At 71.6% G+C, this 17,271-nt stretch carries 16 protein-coding genes; 11 read left to right on the top strand and 5 right to left on the bottom strand.

What is annotated here, in order from left to right; genetic code table 11:
- Positions 1–10 precede the first annotated feature (10 nt).
- Genes ASG70_RS17080 through ASG70_RS17090 form a run of 3 tightly spaced genes read left to right on the top strand, consistent with a single transcriptional unit; the run spans position 11 to position 3,143 of the window.
- Positions 11–1,426 (top strand): FAD-binding oxidoreductase, encoded by a 1,416-nt coding sequence (locus tag ASG70_RS17080; protein WP_056885040.1) that lies wholly within the window; start codon positions 11–13, stop codon positions 1,424–1,426.
- Positions 1,423–2,724, top strand: coding sequence for a class I SAM-dependent methyltransferase (locus ASG70_RS17085; RefSeq protein ID WP_235531559.1), 1,302 nt, complete (start codon positions 1,423–1,425; stop codon positions 2,722–2,724). The genes ASG70_RS17080 and ASG70_RS17085 overlap by 4 nt, the downstream gene beginning before the upstream one ends.
- Positions 2,724–3,143, top strand: coding sequence for a VOC family protein (locus tag ASG70_RS17090; RefSeq protein WP_056885041.1), 420 nt, complete (start codon positions 2,724–2,726; stop codon positions 3,141–3,143). Before ASG70_RS17085 ends, ASG70_RS17090 begins: the two co-directional genes overlap by 1 nt.
- Before the next feature lie 51 nt (positions 3,144–3,194).
- On the opposite strand, the gene ASG70_RS17095 is transcribed toward ASG70_RS17090, so the two are convergent.
- Together ASG70_RS17095 and ASG70_RS17100 are read right to left on the bottom strand one after the other, a co-directional pair.
- Complete coding sequence (locus ASG70_RS17095) at positions 3,195–5,111, bottom strand: acyl-CoA dehydrogenase (protein WP_056885042.1); 1,917 nt, start codon at positions 5,109–5,111, stop codon at positions 3,195–3,197.
- Positions 5,108–5,770: a TetR/AcrR family transcriptional regulator gene (locus tag ASG70_RS17100; RefSeq protein WP_056885043.1), complete on the bottom strand. Its 663-nt coding sequence runs from the start codon at positions 5,768–5,770 to the stop codon at positions 5,108–5,110. Before ASG70_RS17100 ends, ASG70_RS17095 begins: the two co-directional genes overlap by 4 nt.
- 76 nt (positions 5,771–5,846) lie before the next feature.
- On the opposite strand from ASG70_RS17100, the gene ASG70_RS17105 reads away from it, so the two are divergent.
- The 6 genes from ASG70_RS17105 (at position 5,847) to ASG70_RS17130 (ending at position 12,082) form a co-directional block, all read left to right on the top strand.
- Positions 5,847–7,136 carry an acetyl-CoA C-acetyltransferase gene (locus ASG70_RS17105; RefSeq protein WP_056885044.1) on the top strand — a complete coding sequence of 430 codons (1,290 nt, stop codon included), beginning with the start codon at positions 5,847–5,849 and terminating at the stop codon, positions 7,134–7,136.
- Positions 7,136–8,479 (top strand): 3-oxoacyl-ACP reductase, encoded by a 1,344-nt coding sequence (locus tag ASG70_RS17110; RefSeq protein WP_056885334.1) that lies wholly within the window; start codon positions 7,136–7,138, stop codon positions 8,477–8,479. The genes ASG70_RS17105 and ASG70_RS17110 overlap by 1 nt, the downstream gene beginning before the upstream one ends.
- Before the next feature lies 1 nt (position 8,480).
- Complete coding sequence (locus tag ASG70_RS17115) at positions 8,481–9,344, top strand: MaoC family dehydratase (RefSeq protein WP_056885045.1); 864 nt, start codon at positions 8,481–8,483, stop codon at positions 9,342–9,344.
- 66 nt (positions 9,345–9,410) lie between these two features.
- Positions 9,411–10,631: an aromatic acid exporter family protein gene (locus tag ASG70_RS17120; protein ID WP_056885046.1), complete on the top strand. Its 1,221-nt coding sequence runs from the start codon at positions 9,411–9,413 to the stop codon at positions 10,629–10,631.
- 91 nt (positions 10,632–10,722) lie between these two features.
- Complete coding sequence (locus tag ASG70_RS17125) at positions 10,723–11,298, top strand: dihydrofolate reductase family protein (RefSeq protein ID WP_056885047.1); 576 nt, start codon at positions 10,723–10,725, stop codon at positions 11,296–11,298.
- A 121-nt stretch (positions 11,299–11,419) separates the two neighbouring features.
- Positions 11,420–12,082, top strand: coding sequence for a Type 1 glutamine amidotransferase-like domain-containing protein (locus ASG70_RS17130; protein WP_056885048.1), 663 nt, complete (start codon positions 11,420–11,422; stop codon positions 12,080–12,082).
- Positions 12,083–12,110: 28 nt separating this feature from the next.
- Here the strand turns inward: ASG70_RS17130 and ASG70_RS17135 are convergent, their stop codons facing one another.
- Positions 12,111–12,659: a GNAT family N-acetyltransferase gene (locus tag ASG70_RS17135; RefSeq protein ID WP_235531560.1), complete on the bottom strand. Its 549-nt coding sequence runs from the start codon at positions 12,657–12,659 to the stop codon at positions 12,111–12,113.
- An 8-nt stretch (positions 12,660–12,667) separates the two neighbouring features.
- Entirely contained in the window at positions 12,668–13,324 is a 657-nt protein-coding gene (locus tag ASG70_RS17140) for an NAD(P)-binding oxidoreductase (RefSeq protein ID WP_056885049.1), read from the bottom strand.
- Between the two features lie 192 nt (positions 13,325–13,516).
- Between ASG70_RS17140 and thrS the strand changes: the two genes are divergently transcribed.
- Positions 13,517–15,502: a threonine--tRNA ligase gene (gene thrS / locus ASG70_RS17145; RefSeq protein WP_056885050.1), complete on the top strand. Its 1,986-nt coding sequence runs from the start codon at positions 13,517–13,519 to the stop codon at positions 15,500–15,502.
- Positions 15,503–15,595: 93 nt separating this feature from the next.
- Here thrS and ASG70_RS17150 read toward each other — a convergent pair whose 3' ends face one another.
- Complete coding sequence (locus ASG70_RS17150) at positions 15,596–16,108, bottom strand: GNAT family N-acetyltransferase (RefSeq protein ID WP_162253937.1); 513 nt, start codon at positions 16,106–16,108, stop codon at positions 15,596–15,598.
- 71 nt (positions 16,109–16,179) lie between these two features.
- Between ASG70_RS17150 and ASG70_RS17155 the strand changes: the two genes are divergently transcribed.
- Positions 16,180–16,800, top strand: a complete 621-nt coding sequence (locus ASG70_RS17155; RefSeq protein WP_082590966.1) for an HIT domain-containing protein — start codon at positions 16,180–16,182, stop codon at positions 16,798–16,800.
- Positions 16,801–17,271 lie beyond the last annotated feature (471 nt).

Consider the following 17,271-nt stretch of genomic DNA (forward strand, 5'->3'; position numbering starts at 1 on the left):
GGGTCCGGTTGTGGCTGACTCCACGGCGGCAGGGACCGCGCGACAGGCGACCCCCCGGGAGGGGCGGCTCGCAGCCCACGAGCAGGCGGTGGCCAGGCTGGCCGCCAGCTACCGCGCCATACCCGCGCACGTTCCGGTGCGGCTGGCGAAGAAGACCTCCAACCTCTTCCGGGCCCGCGCGAAGACCGACGCCCCCGGGCTGGACGTCTCGGGGCTGACCGGCGTCATCGACGTCGACCCCGACGCGCGCACCGCCGACGTCCAGGGCATGTGCACCTACGAGGACCTCGTCGACGCCACACTGCCCCACGGCCTGGCGCCGCTGGTCGTCCCGCAGCTGAAGACGATCACCCTTGGCGGCGCCGTCACCGGGCTCGGCATCGAGTCGACGTCGTTCCGCAACGGCCTTCCCCACGAGTCCGTCCTCGAGATGGACATCCTCACCGGCTCCGGCGAGATCGTCACGGCCCGGCCGGAGGGCGAGCACGCCGACCTGTTCCACGGCTTCCCCAACTCCTACGGCACCCTCGGCTACGCCACCCGGCTGCGCATCGCGCTGGAGGAGGTCGATCCCGCAGTCGCGTTGCGGCACCTGCGCTTCCACGACCTCGACGAGCTCGTGGCCACGATGGGCGTTATCGCCGAGACGTCGCAGCACGACGGCACGCCGGTGGACTACCTCGACGGCGTGGTCTTCTCGGCGACCGAGGCCTACCTCACCCTCGGCACCAAGTCGCCGCTGACCGGTCCGACCAGCGACTACACCGGCATGGACGTCTACTACCGGTCACTGCAGCACGACGGGCCCTCGCCGCGCACCGACCTCCTCGCCACCCACGACTACCTCTGGCGCTGGGACACCGACTGGTTCTGGTGCAGCCGCGCCTTCGGGGCCCAGAACCCCTGGGTCCGTCGCTTCTGGCCGCGCCGCTACCGGCGAAGTGCCTTCTACTGGAAGCTGATCGCGCTCGACCACCGTTTCGACGTCGCCGACCGGCTCGAGGCCCGCAAGGGGCGACCGCCGCGCGAGCGCGTGGTCCAGGACATCGAGGTGCCGCTCGGGCGCACCGCCGAGTTCCTGCACTGGTTCCTGCGCGAGGTGCCCATCGAGCCGATCTGGCTGTGCCCCGTGCGCAGCCACGACCGGTGGCCCCTCTACCCGCTGCGACCGGGGGAGACCTACGTCAACGTGGGCTTCTGGTCCAGCGTCCCCCGCGACCCGGCAGACCCGGGCGCGACCAACCGGCTCGTCGAGGCAGAGGTCACCCGGCTCGACGGCCACAAGTCCCTCTACTCCGACGCGTACTACAGCGAGGACGAGTTCTGGCGGCTCTACGGCGGCGACACCTACGCCGACCTCAAGCGCCGCTACGACCCCGGTTCCCGACTGCTCGATCTCTACTCCAAGGCGGTGCGACGCAAGTGACGATCCTCAAGAGCAACCATCCCGACGCCGGCACCAGGTTGTCGATGGCCGAGATCCTCGACGCCGTGACCAGGGGCGAGGTGCCCCTGCGCTTCAGCGCGTACGACGGCTCCCGCACAGGTCCCGACGACGCCGAGTTCGGCCTGCACCTGCGCACCCCGCGCGGGGCCAGCTACCTCGCGACCGCTCCCGGCGACCTCGGTATGGCGCGCGCCTACGTCGCGGGCGACCTCGAGCTGGTCGGTGTGCACCCCGGCGACCCCTACCCGCTGCTCGCGGCGCTGGGCGAGTTGCACTTCCAGGTCCCGTCCGCGAAGACCGCTGCCACCATTGCCCGTTCGCTCGGCATCGAGCTGCTCAAGCCGCCGCCGCCCCCGCCGCAGGAGACGCTCCCGCGCTGGCGCCGGGTGGCCGAGGGACTGCGCCACACGCGCACCCGCGACGCCGAGGCCATCCACCACCACTACGACGTCTCCAACGCCTTCTACGAGAAGGTGCTGGGCCCGTCGATGACCTACACGTGTGCGGCCTACCCGACGGAGTCGGCGACGCTGGAGGAGGCGCAGGAGTACAAGTACCGCCTGGTCTTCGACAAGCTGCGGCTCAAGGAGGGCGACCGGCTGCTCGACATCGGCTGCGGCTGGGGTGGCATGGTCCGCTACGCCGCCCGCCGGGGCGTCCACGTCATCGGCGCGACGCTGTCGGCGGAGCAGGCGTCCTGGGCGCGCGACGCCATCGAGCGCGAGGGACTGTCGCACCTCGCGGAGGTCCGGCACTCGGACTACCGCGACATCACCGAGACCGGGTTCGACGCGGTGTCCTCGATCGGGCTCACCGAGCACATCGGCGTCCGCAACTACCCGTCGTACTTCCGGTTCATCGAGTCCAAGCTGCGTGAGGGGGGCCTGCTGCTCAACCACTGCATCACCCGGCCCGACAACAAGCGCACCTCGACCGGCGCCTTCATCGACCGCTACGTCTTCCCCGACGGCGAGCTGACCGGGTCGGGCGCGATCATCAGCGCCATCCAGGACATCGGCATGGAGGTGCGCCACGAGGAGAACCTGCGCGAGCACTACGCCCGCACGCTCTCCGGCTGGTGCGACAACCTGCGCGACAACTGGGACGCGTGCGTCGCCGAGGTCGGCGAGGCCACAGCGCGGGTGTGGGGCCTCTACATGGCCGGGTCGCAGCTCGGGTTCGAGCGCAACGTCGTGCAGCTGCACCAGGTGCTGGCAGTCAAGCTCGGCGACAAGGGCGCGGCCGGCCTGCCGCTGCGCCCCTGGTGGCAGGGCTGATGGACCAGCGGCTCTCGCTGGTCACCCTCGGCGTGCGCGACCTCGCGCGCGCCGAGGCGTTCTACTCGGCCCTGGGTTGGCAGCGCGGCAACGAGGACGAGGAGGTCGCGTTCTACCAGTGCGGCGGCCTGGTCGTCGCCCTGTGGGACCGGGCGTCGCTGGCCGAGGACTCGGTGGTCACCGACTCCGGGGGGTGGGGCGGGGTGACGCTCGCCCTCAACGTCGGCGGCCCGGGCGAGGTGGACGCGCTGCTCGAGGAGGCGCGCGCCGCCGGCGCCACCATCGGGCGTGCCGGTGCCGAGACGGCTTGGGGCGGCTACTCGGGCATCTTCGTCGACCCGGATGGCCACCCGTGGGAGGTCGCCCACAACCCGTTCTGGACGGTCACCGACGACGGTCGGACCTTGTTGCGCGGCTGAGGAACTCGGGGTTTCAGGGCCGCGGTGCTCAGGGTTGCAGTGCGAGGGGACTCAGGCCACGGGCTCGAGTAGCTCGGTGCCCAGCCACTCCTGCGGGATGCCGAACGCATCGACGAGTGTCTGCGCGTGTGGGCGCAGGACGGCGCAGAGGTCGTTGACCGCCGCGGTGACCTGCTTGCTGCGGGCCGGGGTGATCCGGCCGTGCTCGAGGTACCAGCCCTTCTCGGCCTCGATCGTCGACAGCGCGTAGAGGTCGCACACGGTGCCGAGCATCGCCGCGGCCGCCTGGTCGGTGCATTCGTCGATGGCCGCCACGAACGCCTCGAGGACGGTCCGGTCCACGTGGGCCCGGGCCGCCTCGACGACGTGGTCCTGGGCGTCGTTGAACACGGCGAAGGCGTCGGCGCCCGGCTTGCCGGCTGCCCGCAGCCGACGCGCGAGCGTCTCGAGCAGGTGCTTCTCTCGGTCCTCGAACAGGTCGAGCTGCCACCCGCGGTCGGTCGGTCCCTTCTCGCTGTCGCGCCCCGGTGCCGCCGCGATGAGCCGCTGGACGAGGCCACGTGCCGCGGTCCGCTCGATGACCACGCCGGTCAGCTGTCGCGCCCCGAACCGCACCATGCCGAGCGTGTCGAGGTTGCCGAAGGTGTCGCGGTAGTCGGTCAGCAGCCCCTTGGCGACGAGCTGCAGCAGGACGGTGTTGTCGCCCTCGAACGTCGTGAACACGTCGGTGTCGGCCTTGAGCGACGGGAGCCGGTTGACCGCAAGGTATCCCGCGCCGCCGCAGGCCTCACGGCACATCTGGATCGTCGTGGTGGCGTGAGTCGTGGCGACCGCCTTGATGCCGGCAGCGCGCGCCTCGAGCTCGCGCTGGCGGTGCTCGTCGGCGTCGTCGCCCTGGGTCTGGACGTCGTGCATCAGCGAGACCAGATCGTTCTGGGCCAGCTGCAGTGCGTAGGAGCGCGCGAGCGCCGGCAGCAGCTTGCGCTGGTGGGTGCGGTAGTCCAGCAGCACGACCTCCTCGTCGGTCCCGGGCGGCGCGAACTGGCGCCGGTGCCCGGCATACGTGACGGCCAGGGCCAGCGCGGTACGGGTGGCGGAGCCGGCCGCTCCGGCGACGCTCACCCGCCCGCGGACGAGCGTGCCGAGCATCGTGAAGAACCGACGGGTCGGGTTGTCGATGGGGGAGGTGTAGCGGCCCTGGTCGTCAAGGTTGCCGTAGCGGCCCAGCAGGTTGGTCCGCGGCACCCGGACGTGGTCGAACGACAGCCGCCCGTTGTCGACGCCCGCCAGCCCCGCCTTCGCGCCGCAGTCGCCGATCGTGACGCCCGGCATCGGGGCGCCCTCCTCGTCACGGATGGTTACGAGGACGCAGTGCACGCCATGGCTCTCCCCGCCGGTCACCAGCTGGGCGAACACCGCCGCGAGGCGCCCGTCCCTGGCCGCGCCGCCGATGTAGTCCTTGCGGCTGCGCAGGTCCGGCGTGTGCACGACCAGCTCGTCGGTCTCGGGGTCGTACGTCGCGGTCGTGCCGAGCGACTGGACGTCCGAGCCGTGCCCGGTCTCGGTCATCGCGAAGCAGCCGGGGAGCGTCGCGTCGATGATGCGCGGCAGGTACTCCGCGTGGTGGGCAGCGGTGCCGAGGTTCGCCACCGCGCCCCCGAACAGGCCCCAGTGCACACCCGCCTTGACCATGACGGAGAGGTCGGCGTGGCCGAGCATCTCGAACGCCGTGACCGACCCACCCAGGTCACCGTTCCCGCCCACCTCGGGGGCGAAGCCGCGAGCGGGGTGGCCGGTGGCGGCGATCTTCTGCACCTGCTCCGCGACGCGGGCGCGGTACTCCTCCATCGTGAGCTCCTCACGAGGAGCCGCGAAGTCAGCGGGGGACAGGTCGGTGCGCGCCTCCTCCCGGATGTGGGCCCAGCGGCCGTCGAGGACGTGGCGCAGCTCGGTGGCGAGGTCGGTCATCGTTGCTCCTGCGGGGTCCAGGCGGACGCGAGTCCGCTCCAGGCGAGGTTGGTGAGGTGGTCGGTCAGCTCTTCCCGGGGCATCGGTCCCGGGCTGGAGAGCCACTGGTCGGCAGCGGCGCGGACCATGCCGACGAGGCCGGCGGCCCACACGCTCGCAGCGCGCGGGTCGCGGCCGGCGGCCAGCAGCGCCTCGTCCAGCACGGTGGCCAACCGTGCTGCGATGTGGCTCGTCACCGGGCCCGCCGGGTCCCCGCTCGACGGCGCGTCCAGCAGGGGAGCGGTGACGACGAAGCGGTAGACCTCCGGGTCGCGCTCGACCAGCCGAAGGTAGGAGTCGATGGCTGCGGCGATGAGGGCCCGGGGGGAGACGTCGACGTCGGCCAGGTCCGCACCACTCGACACGCCGAGGGCCCGCTGGAGGTCCCGGAGGATGCGGGCGTCCACGCTCTCGGACACCGCGGCGTACAGCCCGGCACGGTCGGTGAAGTGGCGGTAGAAGACCGTCTTCGAGGTGCCGGCCACGGCAGCGATGTCGTCCATGCCCACGCCGGCACCGTGCTGGCGGATGGCGCGCAGCGTGGCCTCGACGAGCTCTCGTCGCCTGGTGGCCCGGTGCTCGTCCCAGCGGGTGCTGCGGCCGTCGGTGATGGTGCCCACGTCCGGGACCGTAGCAGGTACGAGGGGTACCTGCTACCGTCCGTAGCCAGTAATCGAGTCGACCCCAGGAGCATCCGTGGCCACCACCGCGCCCCGCCGCGCCGCCGTCATCGGCGGCAACCGCATCCCCTTCGCCCGCGCCAACGGCGCGTACGCGAAGGCCTCCAACCAGGACATGCTCACCGCGGCACTCGAGGGGCTCGTCGCCCGCCACGGCCTCGCCGGGGAGCACGTGGGGGAGGTGGCTGCCGGCGCGGTCCTCAAGCACAGCCGCGACTTCAACCTGACTCGCGAGTCGGTCCTGGGCTCCAGCCTCGCCGCCACCACCCCGGCGTACGACGTGCAGCAGGCGTGCGGCACCGGGCTGGAGGCGGCAGTCCTCGTCGCCAACAAGATCGCCCTCGGCCAGGTCGAGTCCGGCATCGCGGGGGGCACCGACACCGCGTCCGACGCCCCGATCGCCGTCCACGAGGGCCTGCGCCAGGCGCTGCTGTCGCTCAACCGGGCCAAGACCCCGGCGCAACGGCTCAAGGCGGTCTCGAGGCTGCGTCCCGGCCAGCTCGTCCCGGAGGTGCCGCGCAACGTCGAGCCGCGGACGGGCCTGTCGATGGGCGAGCACATGGCCCAGACGGCGGCGCAGTGGGGCGTCACCCGCGAGGCGCAGGACGAGCTCGCGGTCGAGAGCCACCGCAACCTCGCCGCCGCCTACGACCGCGGCTTCTTCGACGACCTGGTCACGCCCTACCTCGGACTCACCCGTGACCAGAACCTGCGCCCCGACTCCTCGGTCGACAAGCTCTCCAAGCTCAAGCCGGTCTTCGGCCGTGGGGACGACGCCACGATGACGGCTGCCAACTCCACCCCGCTCACCGACGGCGCCTCCGTGGTGCTGCTCGGCAGCGACGAGTGGGCCGCCGAGCGCGGCCTGCCGGTGCTGGCCCACGTCGTCGACGCGCAGACCGCGGCCGTCGACTACGTCACGGGTCACGAGGGCCTGCTGATGGCCCCCGCATACGCCCTGCCTCACCTGCTCGAGCGCCAGGGGATGAAGCTGCAGGACTTCGACCTGGTGGAGATCCACGAGGCGTTCGCGGCCACGGTCCTGTGCACCCTGGCCGCCTGGGAGAGCGAGTCGTTCTGCCGCGACCGCCTCGGCCTCGACGCCCCCGTGGGGGCGCTCGACCGGAGTCGCCTCAGCGTCAACGGGTCCTCCCTCGCGGCTGGGCACCCCTTCGCCGCCACCGGGGGACGGATCGTTGCTTCGTTGGCAAAGGCGTTGCACGAGAAGGGATCCGGCGCGCGTGGCCTGATCTCGATCTGCGCTGCCGGTGGCCAGGGCGTCATGGCGATCCTCGAGGCCGCGTGATGGCCGGCGCCTACGCTGGTTTCGTCAACAGCGCCGTCGGCGCACGGCTCGCAGCGCAGCTCGGGCTGCCTCGCCCCGTGCGGCTGCGCCGGTACTCCGCGGACGCACCGCTCGTCGACAGCCCCGTCGTCGTGGCCGGGCTCTCGGAGGCGCCGGTGGCGGCTCGCGCGCGTGCGCTGCTCACCGGGGAGGGTGTCGAGGTCGTCGCCTCGGTGCCGGAGGGTGCCAAGGTCGGAGCCGTCGTGCTCGACCTCACGGCCGTCCGTGAGCCGGCCGACCTGTCCCTGGTGCGCGATGTCCTCGGCCCGGCGGTCAAGGCCCTCCGGCCCTCGGGTCGCGTGGTGCTCGTCGGTGCCGCCCCCGCCGAGGCGTCGACGGTTGTCCAGGCTGCGGCACGGCGTGCGCTCGAGGGCATCAGCCGGTCGGTGGGCAAGGAGCTGCGTGCCGGGGCGACGGCCAACCTGATCCTCGTGGCCCGGGGCGCGGAGGACCATGCCGACGCCACCCTGCGGTTCCTCCTCTCTGGCCGGGCTGCCTACGTCGACGGGCAGGTGGTGCGGGTCGGGGCAGGCGCGCCCACGGAGCCCGCCGACTGGAGCCTCCCGCTGGCGGGGAAGGTCGCCGTGGTGACCGGGGCGGCGCGCGGTATCGGTGCCTCGATCGCCCAGGTGCTCGCCCGTGACGGTGCCCGCGTGGTCTGCGTGGACATCCCGGCAGCCGGTGAGGCGTTGGCGCGCACGGCCAACCGCGTCGGTGGCACCGCGCTGCAGGTCGACGTCACGGCGCCGGACGCCGGGCAGCGGATCCTCGACCACGCCACCACCCGCCACGGCGGGCTCGACATCGTCGTCCACAACGCCGGCATCACTCGCGACAAGCTCCTCGCCAACATGGACGAGTCGCGCTGGGCCTCGGTGCTCGACGTCAACCTCGGGTCGATCCTGCGCATGAACGAGGTGCTCCTGGCCGACGGTGGGCTCCGCGACGGCGGCCACGTCGTCCTCGTCTCCTCGATCGCGGGCATAGCCGGCAACCGGGGCCAGACCAACTACGCAGCGTCCAAGGCGGGCGTCATCGGGCTCGTCGACGCCCTGTCGACCGATGAAGACCTGCGCCGACGCCGCATCACGGTCAACGCGGTGGCACCGGGGTTCATCGAGACGGAGATGACGGCCAAGGTGCCGTTCGCGACCCGCGAGGTGGGTCGCCTGCTCAACTCGCTGAGCCAGGGTGGGCTGCCCGTGGACGTCGCGGAGACCATCGCGTGGTTCAGCCAGGACGCCAACGCCGGAGTGACCGGCAACGTCGTCCGGGTCTGCGGCCAGAGCCTGCTGGGAGCCTGAGGTGGAGCTGCGCGAGGTCGCGTCCGCGCCCTCCCTCGGACCGCTGTTCGCCCGAGCCGCGTTGTCGCAGAAGGGTCGTGGTGGCCAGCTACCCTCCCACGGCCTGCGGCTGGCCCGCCTCGAGGTCGACCGTTGGCGGCTGCTGGACTACCAGCACCTGTGCCGGTTCACCGGGGGAGACGTCCTGCCGCACACCTACCCGCACGTCCTCGGGTTCCCGCTGCAGGTCGCGCTCATGGCCGACCGCGGCTTCCCCCTGGCGCTGCCGGGGCTCGTGCACCTCGAGAACCACATCACCGTCCACCGACGGCTGACCACTGCCGACCGGCTCGACATCGTCGTGCACGCCGCCGACCTCCGCCCGCACCCCAAGGGCACGCTCGTCGACCTGCTGACGGAGGTCGAGGTGGCTGGCGAGCGGGTGTGGGAGGGCCGCAGCACCTACCTGCGCCGCGGCCGCAGTGCGGCGGACGAGCAGGGTGCGGCTCCAGCCGGGGGCGCCGGCGCTCCGGACATGCCCGGGGGGCCGCCAGCAGGCCTCCTGCGGGTGCCGGAGGACCTGGGGCGCCGGTACGCAGCCGTGTCCGGGGACGTCAACCCGATCCACCTGCACGCCCTGACCGCCAGGACGATGGGCTTCCCCCGCGCCATCGCCCACGGCATGTGGAGCGCAGCGCGGACCCTGGCGGCGCTCGGTCCACGCGCCGACGGGCCGTCCTCGTCGTCGGTGTGGTTCCGCAAGCCCGTGCTGCTGCCCTCGACGGTCGAGCTCCTGGTCCACGACTCGCCCCACCGGGCGGTCGCGGGCCTGGTGTCCGGGCGGGACGAGCGGCGCGAGCACCTCGTCCTCGAGCTACATACCTGAGTCGCTCGTGAGCGCCTCCGCAGCGGCTTTTTGCCGCCGCGGAGGCGCTCACCTATCGTCGGCGGGATGCAGTCCTCCGCCGAACACCCGCCGCAGTCCTGGCCGGCACGGGTCCTGGACGAGGTGAGCGGGTGGGTCCGCACGGCGGGTCATGCGTTCCGCCACGCGGGTCCCCAGCGCGACGCAGCCCTGCTCATGGGCAAGGCCGCGCTGGCAACGGTGCTCGCCTGGCAGTTCGCCGTCCGCGTCCTCGACAGCCCCAACCCCTTCTACGCCCCGATGGCCGCCCTCCTCGTCGTCGACCGCACGATGGTCCGCTCGATCGGCGCCAGCGCCCAGCGCGTCGTGGCCGTCATCGTGGGGATGAGTGCCGCGTGGCTGGTCGGGTCGGTGGTCGGCGTGCACTGGTGGTCGATGCTGCCGGTGCTCTACCTCGCCCTGCTCATCGCACGCTGGCGTCGACTCGGTGACCACGGCATCCAGGTGCCGACCATGGTGCTGCTGTCGCTGCTCACGGTCGGCGGCACCGACATGGAGTTCACCTACCTCACCATCGTCGAGACCCTCGCCGGCGGCGTCATCGGGGTGCTGACCAACGCGGTCGTCCTCGCGCCCCTGCACGTGCAGCAGCCCCGCGAGCAGATCAAGACCCTGACGGCGCGGGTGTGCAAGCTGCTCAACGACATCGCGGCCGGGCTGCGCGAGGGCTGGGACGGTGACGACGCGCGGGAGTGGTATGACACGAGCACCGAGCTGATCCACCTCGCACCCGACATCCAGGCCGAGATCGAGACCGGCCGGGAGAGCCTGCGGTTCAACCCCAGGGACAACCTCCGCGGGCTCCAGATCGACTGGACGGGATACGCCCAGGCCGTCGAGGCCGTCCGCCGCACCCAGTGGCAGGTCTCGGGCATCGCCCGCACCCTGGTCGACGCCGCCGACGAGGACGAGAGCCAGCCCTCGCCGACGCAGCAGTTCCTCGAGCGCTACGCCGAGGTCCTCGACAAGGTCGCCGGCGCCATCTCGCACTTCGGCCGCTCCGAGGACGTCGAACGCGAGGCCGTGTCCGACTACCTCGGCTCGGCCAGCAAGATCATCGATGACCTGGGTGCCCAGGTGCGTGAGGCCGAGCTCGAGGACCCCCGCGCGTGGCCGGCCTACGGCTCGCTGCTGCTCGACGCCCAGCGCCTCATCCGCGAGCTCCAGGTGCACGGCCAGCGGGCCGTCGTGCCCACCGACAGCGGACCGATCCGCAAGCCCGGGCGCAGGATCGTCGGCATACGCTGATCCGCACTGCCGCCCGTGGTGACGGGCGATGAGTTCTGCTCCCGGTCCGGGTCAGAGCCTTCACACACACCCACACCTGCCGGAGGCCGCCGTGCGCAAGATCGTGCTCTACACCCTGATGTCCCTCGACGGGGCGGTGGACGACCCTGACCGGTTCTTCATCCAGCCCGGGGAGCGCACAGCGGTGCCCGAGTTCGACGAGGCCATGGTGGAGAACGAGGAACGGGTCATCGCGGCGCAGGACACGGTGCTGCTCGGTCGGGGCATGTACGACCAGTGGGCGCGGTTCTGGCCGACCGCCGACGACCAGCCCTTTACCCGCTTCATCAACAGTGTCCAGAAGTACGTCATCACCTCCTCGCCCCTGTCGACCGCGTGGCACAACGCGGAGGCGGTCCACGAGCCCGTGGTGCAGTTCGTCCAGGGACTCAAGGCCCGACCCGGCGGCGACATCGGCATCCACGGCAGCATCGAGCTGGCCCAGTCGCTCCTGGCGGCCGGGCTCGTCGACGAGCTGCAGCTGGTGGTGGGGCCCACCGTCGGGTTCTCTGGGCGCCGGCTGTTCACCGGTGACGACCAGGTCCGCCGACTCGACCTCGTCCGAGCGCGGCCGACCCCCAGCGGGGCCGTCCTGCTGACCTACTCCGTCGGTCGGGAAGGCGCCTGAACTCCTGAGCGGGCGATGGGTCATGCGTCGTGCATCGCCAACGGCTGCCAAGGCGATGAGTTCCGCGAGGTGGCAGGGTCTACGCAACGTACGCAGTCCGCACTGACCTCGGGAGGCATCGGTGAAGCTCCTTCTCACCTCTGGCGGCATCACGAACCAGAGCATCCGCGACGCCCTCGTGGACCTGCTGGGCAAGGAGATCGCCGACTCGAAGGCACTCTGCATCCCCACGGCGCAGTGGGGACACCCGATGTGCGGCCCGACCTCGGTGCGCGGCTTCGTCAGCGGCCTGCCGCCGTGGGGTGGGATGAGCAGCCTCGGCTGGGCCTCACTGGGCGTCCTCGAGCTCACCGCGCTGCCCAGCATCGGGGAGGAACGCTGGGTCCCGTGGGTGTTGGACGCCGACGTGCTGCTGGTGGACGGCGGTGACGCGACCTACCTGTACCACTGGATTCGGCAGTCGGGGCTGGAGGCCTTGCTGCCGTCCCTCACCGACACCGTCTGGGTGGGGGTGAGCGCGGGCAGCATGGTCACCACGCCGCGGATCGGTGACTACTTCGTGGAGTGGCCCTCCGCGCCTGACGACCGCACGCTGGGGCTCGTCGACTTCTCGATCTTCCCCCACCTCGACCTCTTCCCGGGCAACTCCATGGAGCATGCGGAGAAGTGGGCCGCTGACATCGCTGGCCCGGCCTACGTCCTGGACGAGGAGTCGGCCGTCATGGTGGTCGACGGCGCCGTGGAGGTGGTGTCGGAGGGCCGGTGGCGGCGCTTTCCCTCCTGAGGTGCGCCGGAGCGTGCGTCGGGGCCGTTCAATCGGTGCGAGTGCCAGTGGCCGGGAGGCGCTTGCCGTAGCAGCGTGAGAGGTCGGAGTCGGCGTAGTGGCCGAAGTCGATCGTCCGGGCGTAGCCGCTGGAGGTGTAGAGCGCGATGGCGTCCTGCTGCACGACACCGGTCTCCAGGACGATCATCGTGACGCCGGCGGCCGCCGCGGTCGCCTCGAGCTCGGCGAGCACCAGCCGTGAGATGCCCAGGCGGCGGGCCCGCGGGGTGACATACATGCGCTTGACCTCGGCGGTTGTCGCGTCGAACCACGCGTCGAGGTCGGGGCGCAGCCGCCACCCGCCGGTGGCGACCGGGCCGTCGTCGTCGCGCGCCAGCACGAAGTGACCGGCCGGCGGGGTGAACTCGTCGTGGTCGATGGGGGAGTCGTCCGGTCCGCCGTAGATCGTGACGTAGTAGGCCTGCACCTCCGCGACCAGCTGCTGCACGTCGGGGTCGTCGAAGCGGCTGGCCATGAGCTGCACCGGACGGTCCGTCACTGCGCGGTACGCCGCCGCGGCGCTGTCGTGGTCGGTCACGTCCGGTCTCAGTCGTGCAGGGCAGCCGCAGCTTCGGCCAGGGGCACCGACCCGCTCACGACCTCGAGCTGGGCACGGAGGCCGGCGCCGGAGCTCAGCAGCTCGGCGAGCAGCGCTGCGACGTCGGCCCGGGGCACCTCGCCGCGCCCGACGGACTCGCCCACCTGCACGCGTCCGGTGCCGGGGTCGTCGGTGAGCCGACCCGGACGCACGATGGTCCAGGCGAGGTCGGTGCGGGCCCGCAGGTCGGCGTCCGCGGCACCCTTGGCCCGCAGGTAGACCTGGAACACGTCGTCGGAGTCGGGGTCTGCGGAGTCGGCGCCCATCGACGAGACCATGACGTAGCGCTCGACCCCTGCTGCGACGGCCGCGTCGGCAAGCAGTACGGCCGCACCACGGTCAACGGTCTCCTTGCGCGCCGCGCCGCTGTCCGGACCTGCCCCTGCGGCGAACACGACGGCATCTGCGCCTGCGATCGCGGCCGAGAGCGCCTCGACGGTGGTGTGCTCGAGGTCCACGACCGCGGCGCGCGCACCCTGCTTCTCCACGTCCGGGACGTGGTCGGGGTTGCGCACCAGCGCGACGGCCTCGTGGCCGCGCCCGGTGAGCTCCTTCTCGAGCAGCAGGGCGATCTGTCCGTGTCCTCCGGCGATGGCGACGATCATGGTCCCTGTCTACAACCTCGCCGCCGGGACCGCGCGGCCGGGCGCCGCCGGACGTGCCGAGGGGGCTGCGTATCTCGCGCGCGGGCGCCGAGCGGCGGCCGATAGCATCGGAGGGCTGCGTACGGGTCCCGTGTGCGGCACCCCGACGGGGCCGGTCACCGGTCCCACCCCCTGAACCGAGGAGAGCGCACCGTGTCTGCCCAGATCACCGTCACCATCGCCGGGAGCGAGCGACAGGTGCCGGAGCAGACGACTGCCGCCGACCTGTTCGAGGGTGACCGCGCGGTCCTGGTCGCCCGAGTCAACGGCGAGCTGCGCGACCTGGCCCACGTGGTCGCCGACGGCGACGTCGTCGAGCCGGTGACCGCCCAGGAGCAGGACGGCCTCGACGTGCTGCGGCACAGCGCCGCCCACGTCCTCGCGCAGGCGGTCCAGGAGCTCAACCCCAAGGCGCGCCTCGGGATCGGCCCGCCCATCCGTGACGGCTTCTACTACGACTTCGACACCGAGGAGCCGTTCCAGCCCGAGGACCTCAAGGCCCTCGAGAAGACCATGCAGCGCATCGTCAACGAGGGCCAGACCTTCGTGCGGCGCGAGATCAGCGACGCCGACGCCCTCGCCGAGCTCGCCGACGAGCCCTACAAGTGCGAGCTGATCGGGCTCAAGGGCGGCTCCGCGGGCGACGCGGCCGAGGGCGCCGACGTCGAGGTGGGTGGCGCGCAGCTGACCATCTACGACAACGTCAAGCGCGACGGCAGCCGGGCCTGGGGTGACCTGTGCCGCGGACCGCACGTGCCCACCACCAAGGTGCTCGGCAACGCCTTCAAGCTCATGCGCAGCGCCGCCGCCTACTGGCGCGGGTCGGAGAAGAACCCCCAGCTGCAGCGCGTCTACGGCACCGCCTGGGCGACCAAGGACGACCTCAAGGCCTACCTCGACCGCCTGGCCGAGGCCGAGAAGCGCGACCACCGCAAGATCGGCGCCGAGCAGGACCTCTTCAGCTTCCCCGACGAGCTCGGCTCCGGCCTGCCCGTGTTCCACCCCAAGGGCGGCGTCATCAAGCGGGAGATGGAGGACTACGTCCGCCGTCGGCACATCGAGGAGGGCTTCCAGTACGTCGGGACCCCCCACATCAGCAAGGACGGGCTGTTCCACACCTCGGGGCACCTGCCTTACTACGCGGACACCATGTTCCCGGCCATGGAGTTCGAGGGCACCGAGTACCGCCTCAAGGCGATGAACTGCCCCATGCACAACCTCATCTTCCGCTCCCGCGGCCGCTCCTACCGCGAGCTGCCGTTGCGGCTGTTCGAGTTCGGCTCGGTCTACCGGTTCGAGAAGTCGGGTGTGGTGCACGGCCTGACCCGCGTGCGGGGCATGACGCAGGACGACTCGCACTCCTACGTCACCGCCGAGCAGGCTCCGGGCGAGATCAAGCACCTGCTGGACTTCGTGCTGTCGCTGCTGCGTGACTTCGGGATGGACGACTACTACCTCGAGCTGTCGACCCGCGAGACCGAGGGCGACAAGAAGGACAAGTTCATCGGCTCCGACGAGCAGTGGGAGCACGCCACCGAGGTGCTGCGTGACGTCGCGACCGGATCGGGCCTCGAGCTGGTCATGGACCCGGGCGGCGCGGCCTACTACGGCCCGAAGATCTCCGTCCAGGCCCGTGACGCGATCGGCCGCACCTGGCAGATGTCGACCATCCAGTACGACTTCAACCAGCCCGAGCGGTTCGGGCTGGAGTACCAGGCTGCCGACGGCTCCCGCCAGCAGCCGGTGATGATCCACTCGGCCAAGTTCGGCTCCATCGAGCGGTTCCTCGGCGTGCTCGTCGAGCACTACGCCGGTGCGTTCCCGCCCTGGCTCTCCCCGGTGCAGGTCCTCATGGTGCCGGTCGCGGAGGAGTACTCCGACTACCTGCACGACGTGGCGGACCAGCTGCGGCGCAAGGGGATCCGCGTCGAGATCGACGACAGCGACGACCGGTTCCCCAAGAAGATCCGCAACGCCAGCAAGTCGCGCGTCCCCTTCACGCTCATCGCCGGCGAGGAGGACCGCTCCGCCGGTGCAGTCTCGTTCCGCTACCGCAGCGGCGAGCAGAAGAACGGTGTCCCGGTGGCGGACGCGATCGCCGAGGTCGTGGCCGCAGTGGAGTCCCGCACCCAGGTCTGAGCGCGGTCTGGGGTCGGTGCCACCAACTCCCGCCCCGACTCAGTGAGCGCGAAGTGTCGGCAACCGACCCCGGTTCCGACACTTCGCGCTCACTCAGTGTGTGGAAGCAGCGGTACTGCGCCTGCTCGACCGGCCGCGTGGACGCCAGACCATGCGCACGTCCGGCGCGCCCTCCTCGTTGTCGCCGTCCGTGTGCTCGACGGGCACGAAACCGTGCCGCTCGTAGAACCGCAGCGCGTCGGTGTTGCTCTCGAACGCCCACAGCTGCAGCCCCTCGGGGAACCGTTGCTTGGCGACGTCCAGCAACCGCATCCCGAGGCCGTGGCCGGTGTGGTCGGCCCTGAGGTAGAGGTGGCCCAGCACGTCCGGAGCGACCACGGCCAGGAACCCGACCAGCCGGCCGCCCGACTCGGCCACCCAGACCTCGAACTCGGCCAGCAGCACGTGCTCGACGAAGGGCAGGACGCTCTCGCGGGGGTGCACGATCATCGGGATGTGCGGCACCGACTCGCGGCGCGCCTCCCAGAAGAGCTCGGCAAGGTCCTCGGCATCGGCAGGGGTGCCTCGACGCAGGCTGGTGCGGGCAGGCTCGGTACGGGTGCTCACCACCCCATTCTGCCGAGGGGGGACCACGTCGTACCCGGCCCCCTGCGCCGTGCCCTGCATAGGATCGGGGCATGAGCCACCCACCCGAGCCGCACACCGACTTCGCGAGCGTCCCGGACGGGTTCGAGCGGCTGTGGACCCCGCACCGCATGGCCTACATCTCCGGCGAGCGGCCGAGCGAGGACGCCGGCGACGGCTGCCCGTTCTGCGCGGCCCCCGGGCGTGGTGACGCGGAGGGGCTCGTCGTCCACCGCGGCGAGCACTGCTACGTCGTGATGAACCTGTTCCCCTACAACCCCGGGCACGTCCTGGTGTGCCCCTACCGCCACGTCTCGCTCTACGTCGACCTCACCGACGAGGAGACCCTGGAGCTGGGTCGCCTCACCAAGGAGGCCATCGGCGCACTCGACGCGACCTCCCAGCCCATGGGCTACAACATCGGCATGAACCAGGGCGCCGTCGCGGGCGCGGGCGTGCAGGCGCACCTGCACCAGCACGTCGTCCCGCGATGGGGCGGCGACATGAACTTCCTGCCCATCATCGGGCAGACGAAAGCTCTTCCGATGCTGCTGGAGGACGTCCGGAGCCGGCTGGCGGCGGCGTGGCCCTCCGCCGTCCCGGGAGGCGCGACAGGAGCCGGGACCGGCCCCGCGACCGGTTCCGCGACCGCAGCCGCTCCCACGGACGGGTAGACCACCACGGCCCGAGCCGCTCCAGCGGCAGGAAGCTGAGCAGGCACACGACCAGCGGCAGGAAGTGGATCTTGAGCATGAGGTAGGTGCTCAGGTGGAACCCGGCCCAGAAGGCGAGTCCTGCATACAGCGCCCGGCCGCGCAGCCACAGCAGGACAGGCGAGCAGAACTCGGCGACCAGCACCACCCACTGCAGGGCGTGCGTGAGGGCGGGGTGCGAGCCGACCCAGGGGCCGATCCCGTTGGGACGCCTGGTGAGCGCCCAGATGAGGGTCGCACCGTTCGCCCAGCCCCACCCGCCGAACCGCATCTTCGCGCTGGCCGACAGCCAGTAGATGCAGACTGCCCCGACCTGCACCATGCGGACCGCCCAGCCGGCGGCCTGCGAGCGCACGTCGACGTCGGCCACCCGCGCCCGGCCCGCGGTGGGCAGCACGAACAGCGCCAGCACGAGGGCGAAGTGGTCGTGGT

The sequence above is a fragment of the Phycicoccus sp. Soil748 genome, from assembly GCF_001428025.1.
Classification (GTDB): Bacteria; Actinomycetota; Actinomycetes; order Actinomycetales; family Dermatophilaceae; genus Pedococcus.

Coding starts and splice junctions, on each gene's coding strand:
- ASG70_RS17140 (WP_056885049.1), bottom strand. CDS start 13,324: ATGATCGTCGCCATCGCCGGAGGACACGGACAGATCGCCCTGCTGCTC.
- ASG70_RS17090 (WP_056885041.1), top strand. CDS start 2,724: ATGGACCAGCGGCTCTCGCTGGTCACCCTCGGCGTGCGCGACCTCGCG.
- ASG70_RS17120 (WP_056885046.1), top strand. CDS start 9,411: ATGCAGTCCTCCGCCGAACACCCGCCGCAGTCCTGGCCGGCACGGGTC.
- ASG70_RS17110 (WP_056885334.1), top strand. CDS start 7,136: ATGGCCGGCGCCTACGCTGGTTTCGTCAACAGCGCCGTCGGCGCACGG.
- ASG70_RS17095 (WP_056885042.1), bottom strand. CDS start 5,111: ATGACCGACCTCGCCACCGAGCTGCGCCACGTCCTCGACGGCCGCTGG.
- ASG70_RS17155 (WP_082590966.1), top strand. CDS start 16,180: ATGAGCCACCCACCCGAGCCGCACACCGACTTCGCGAGCGTCCCGGAC.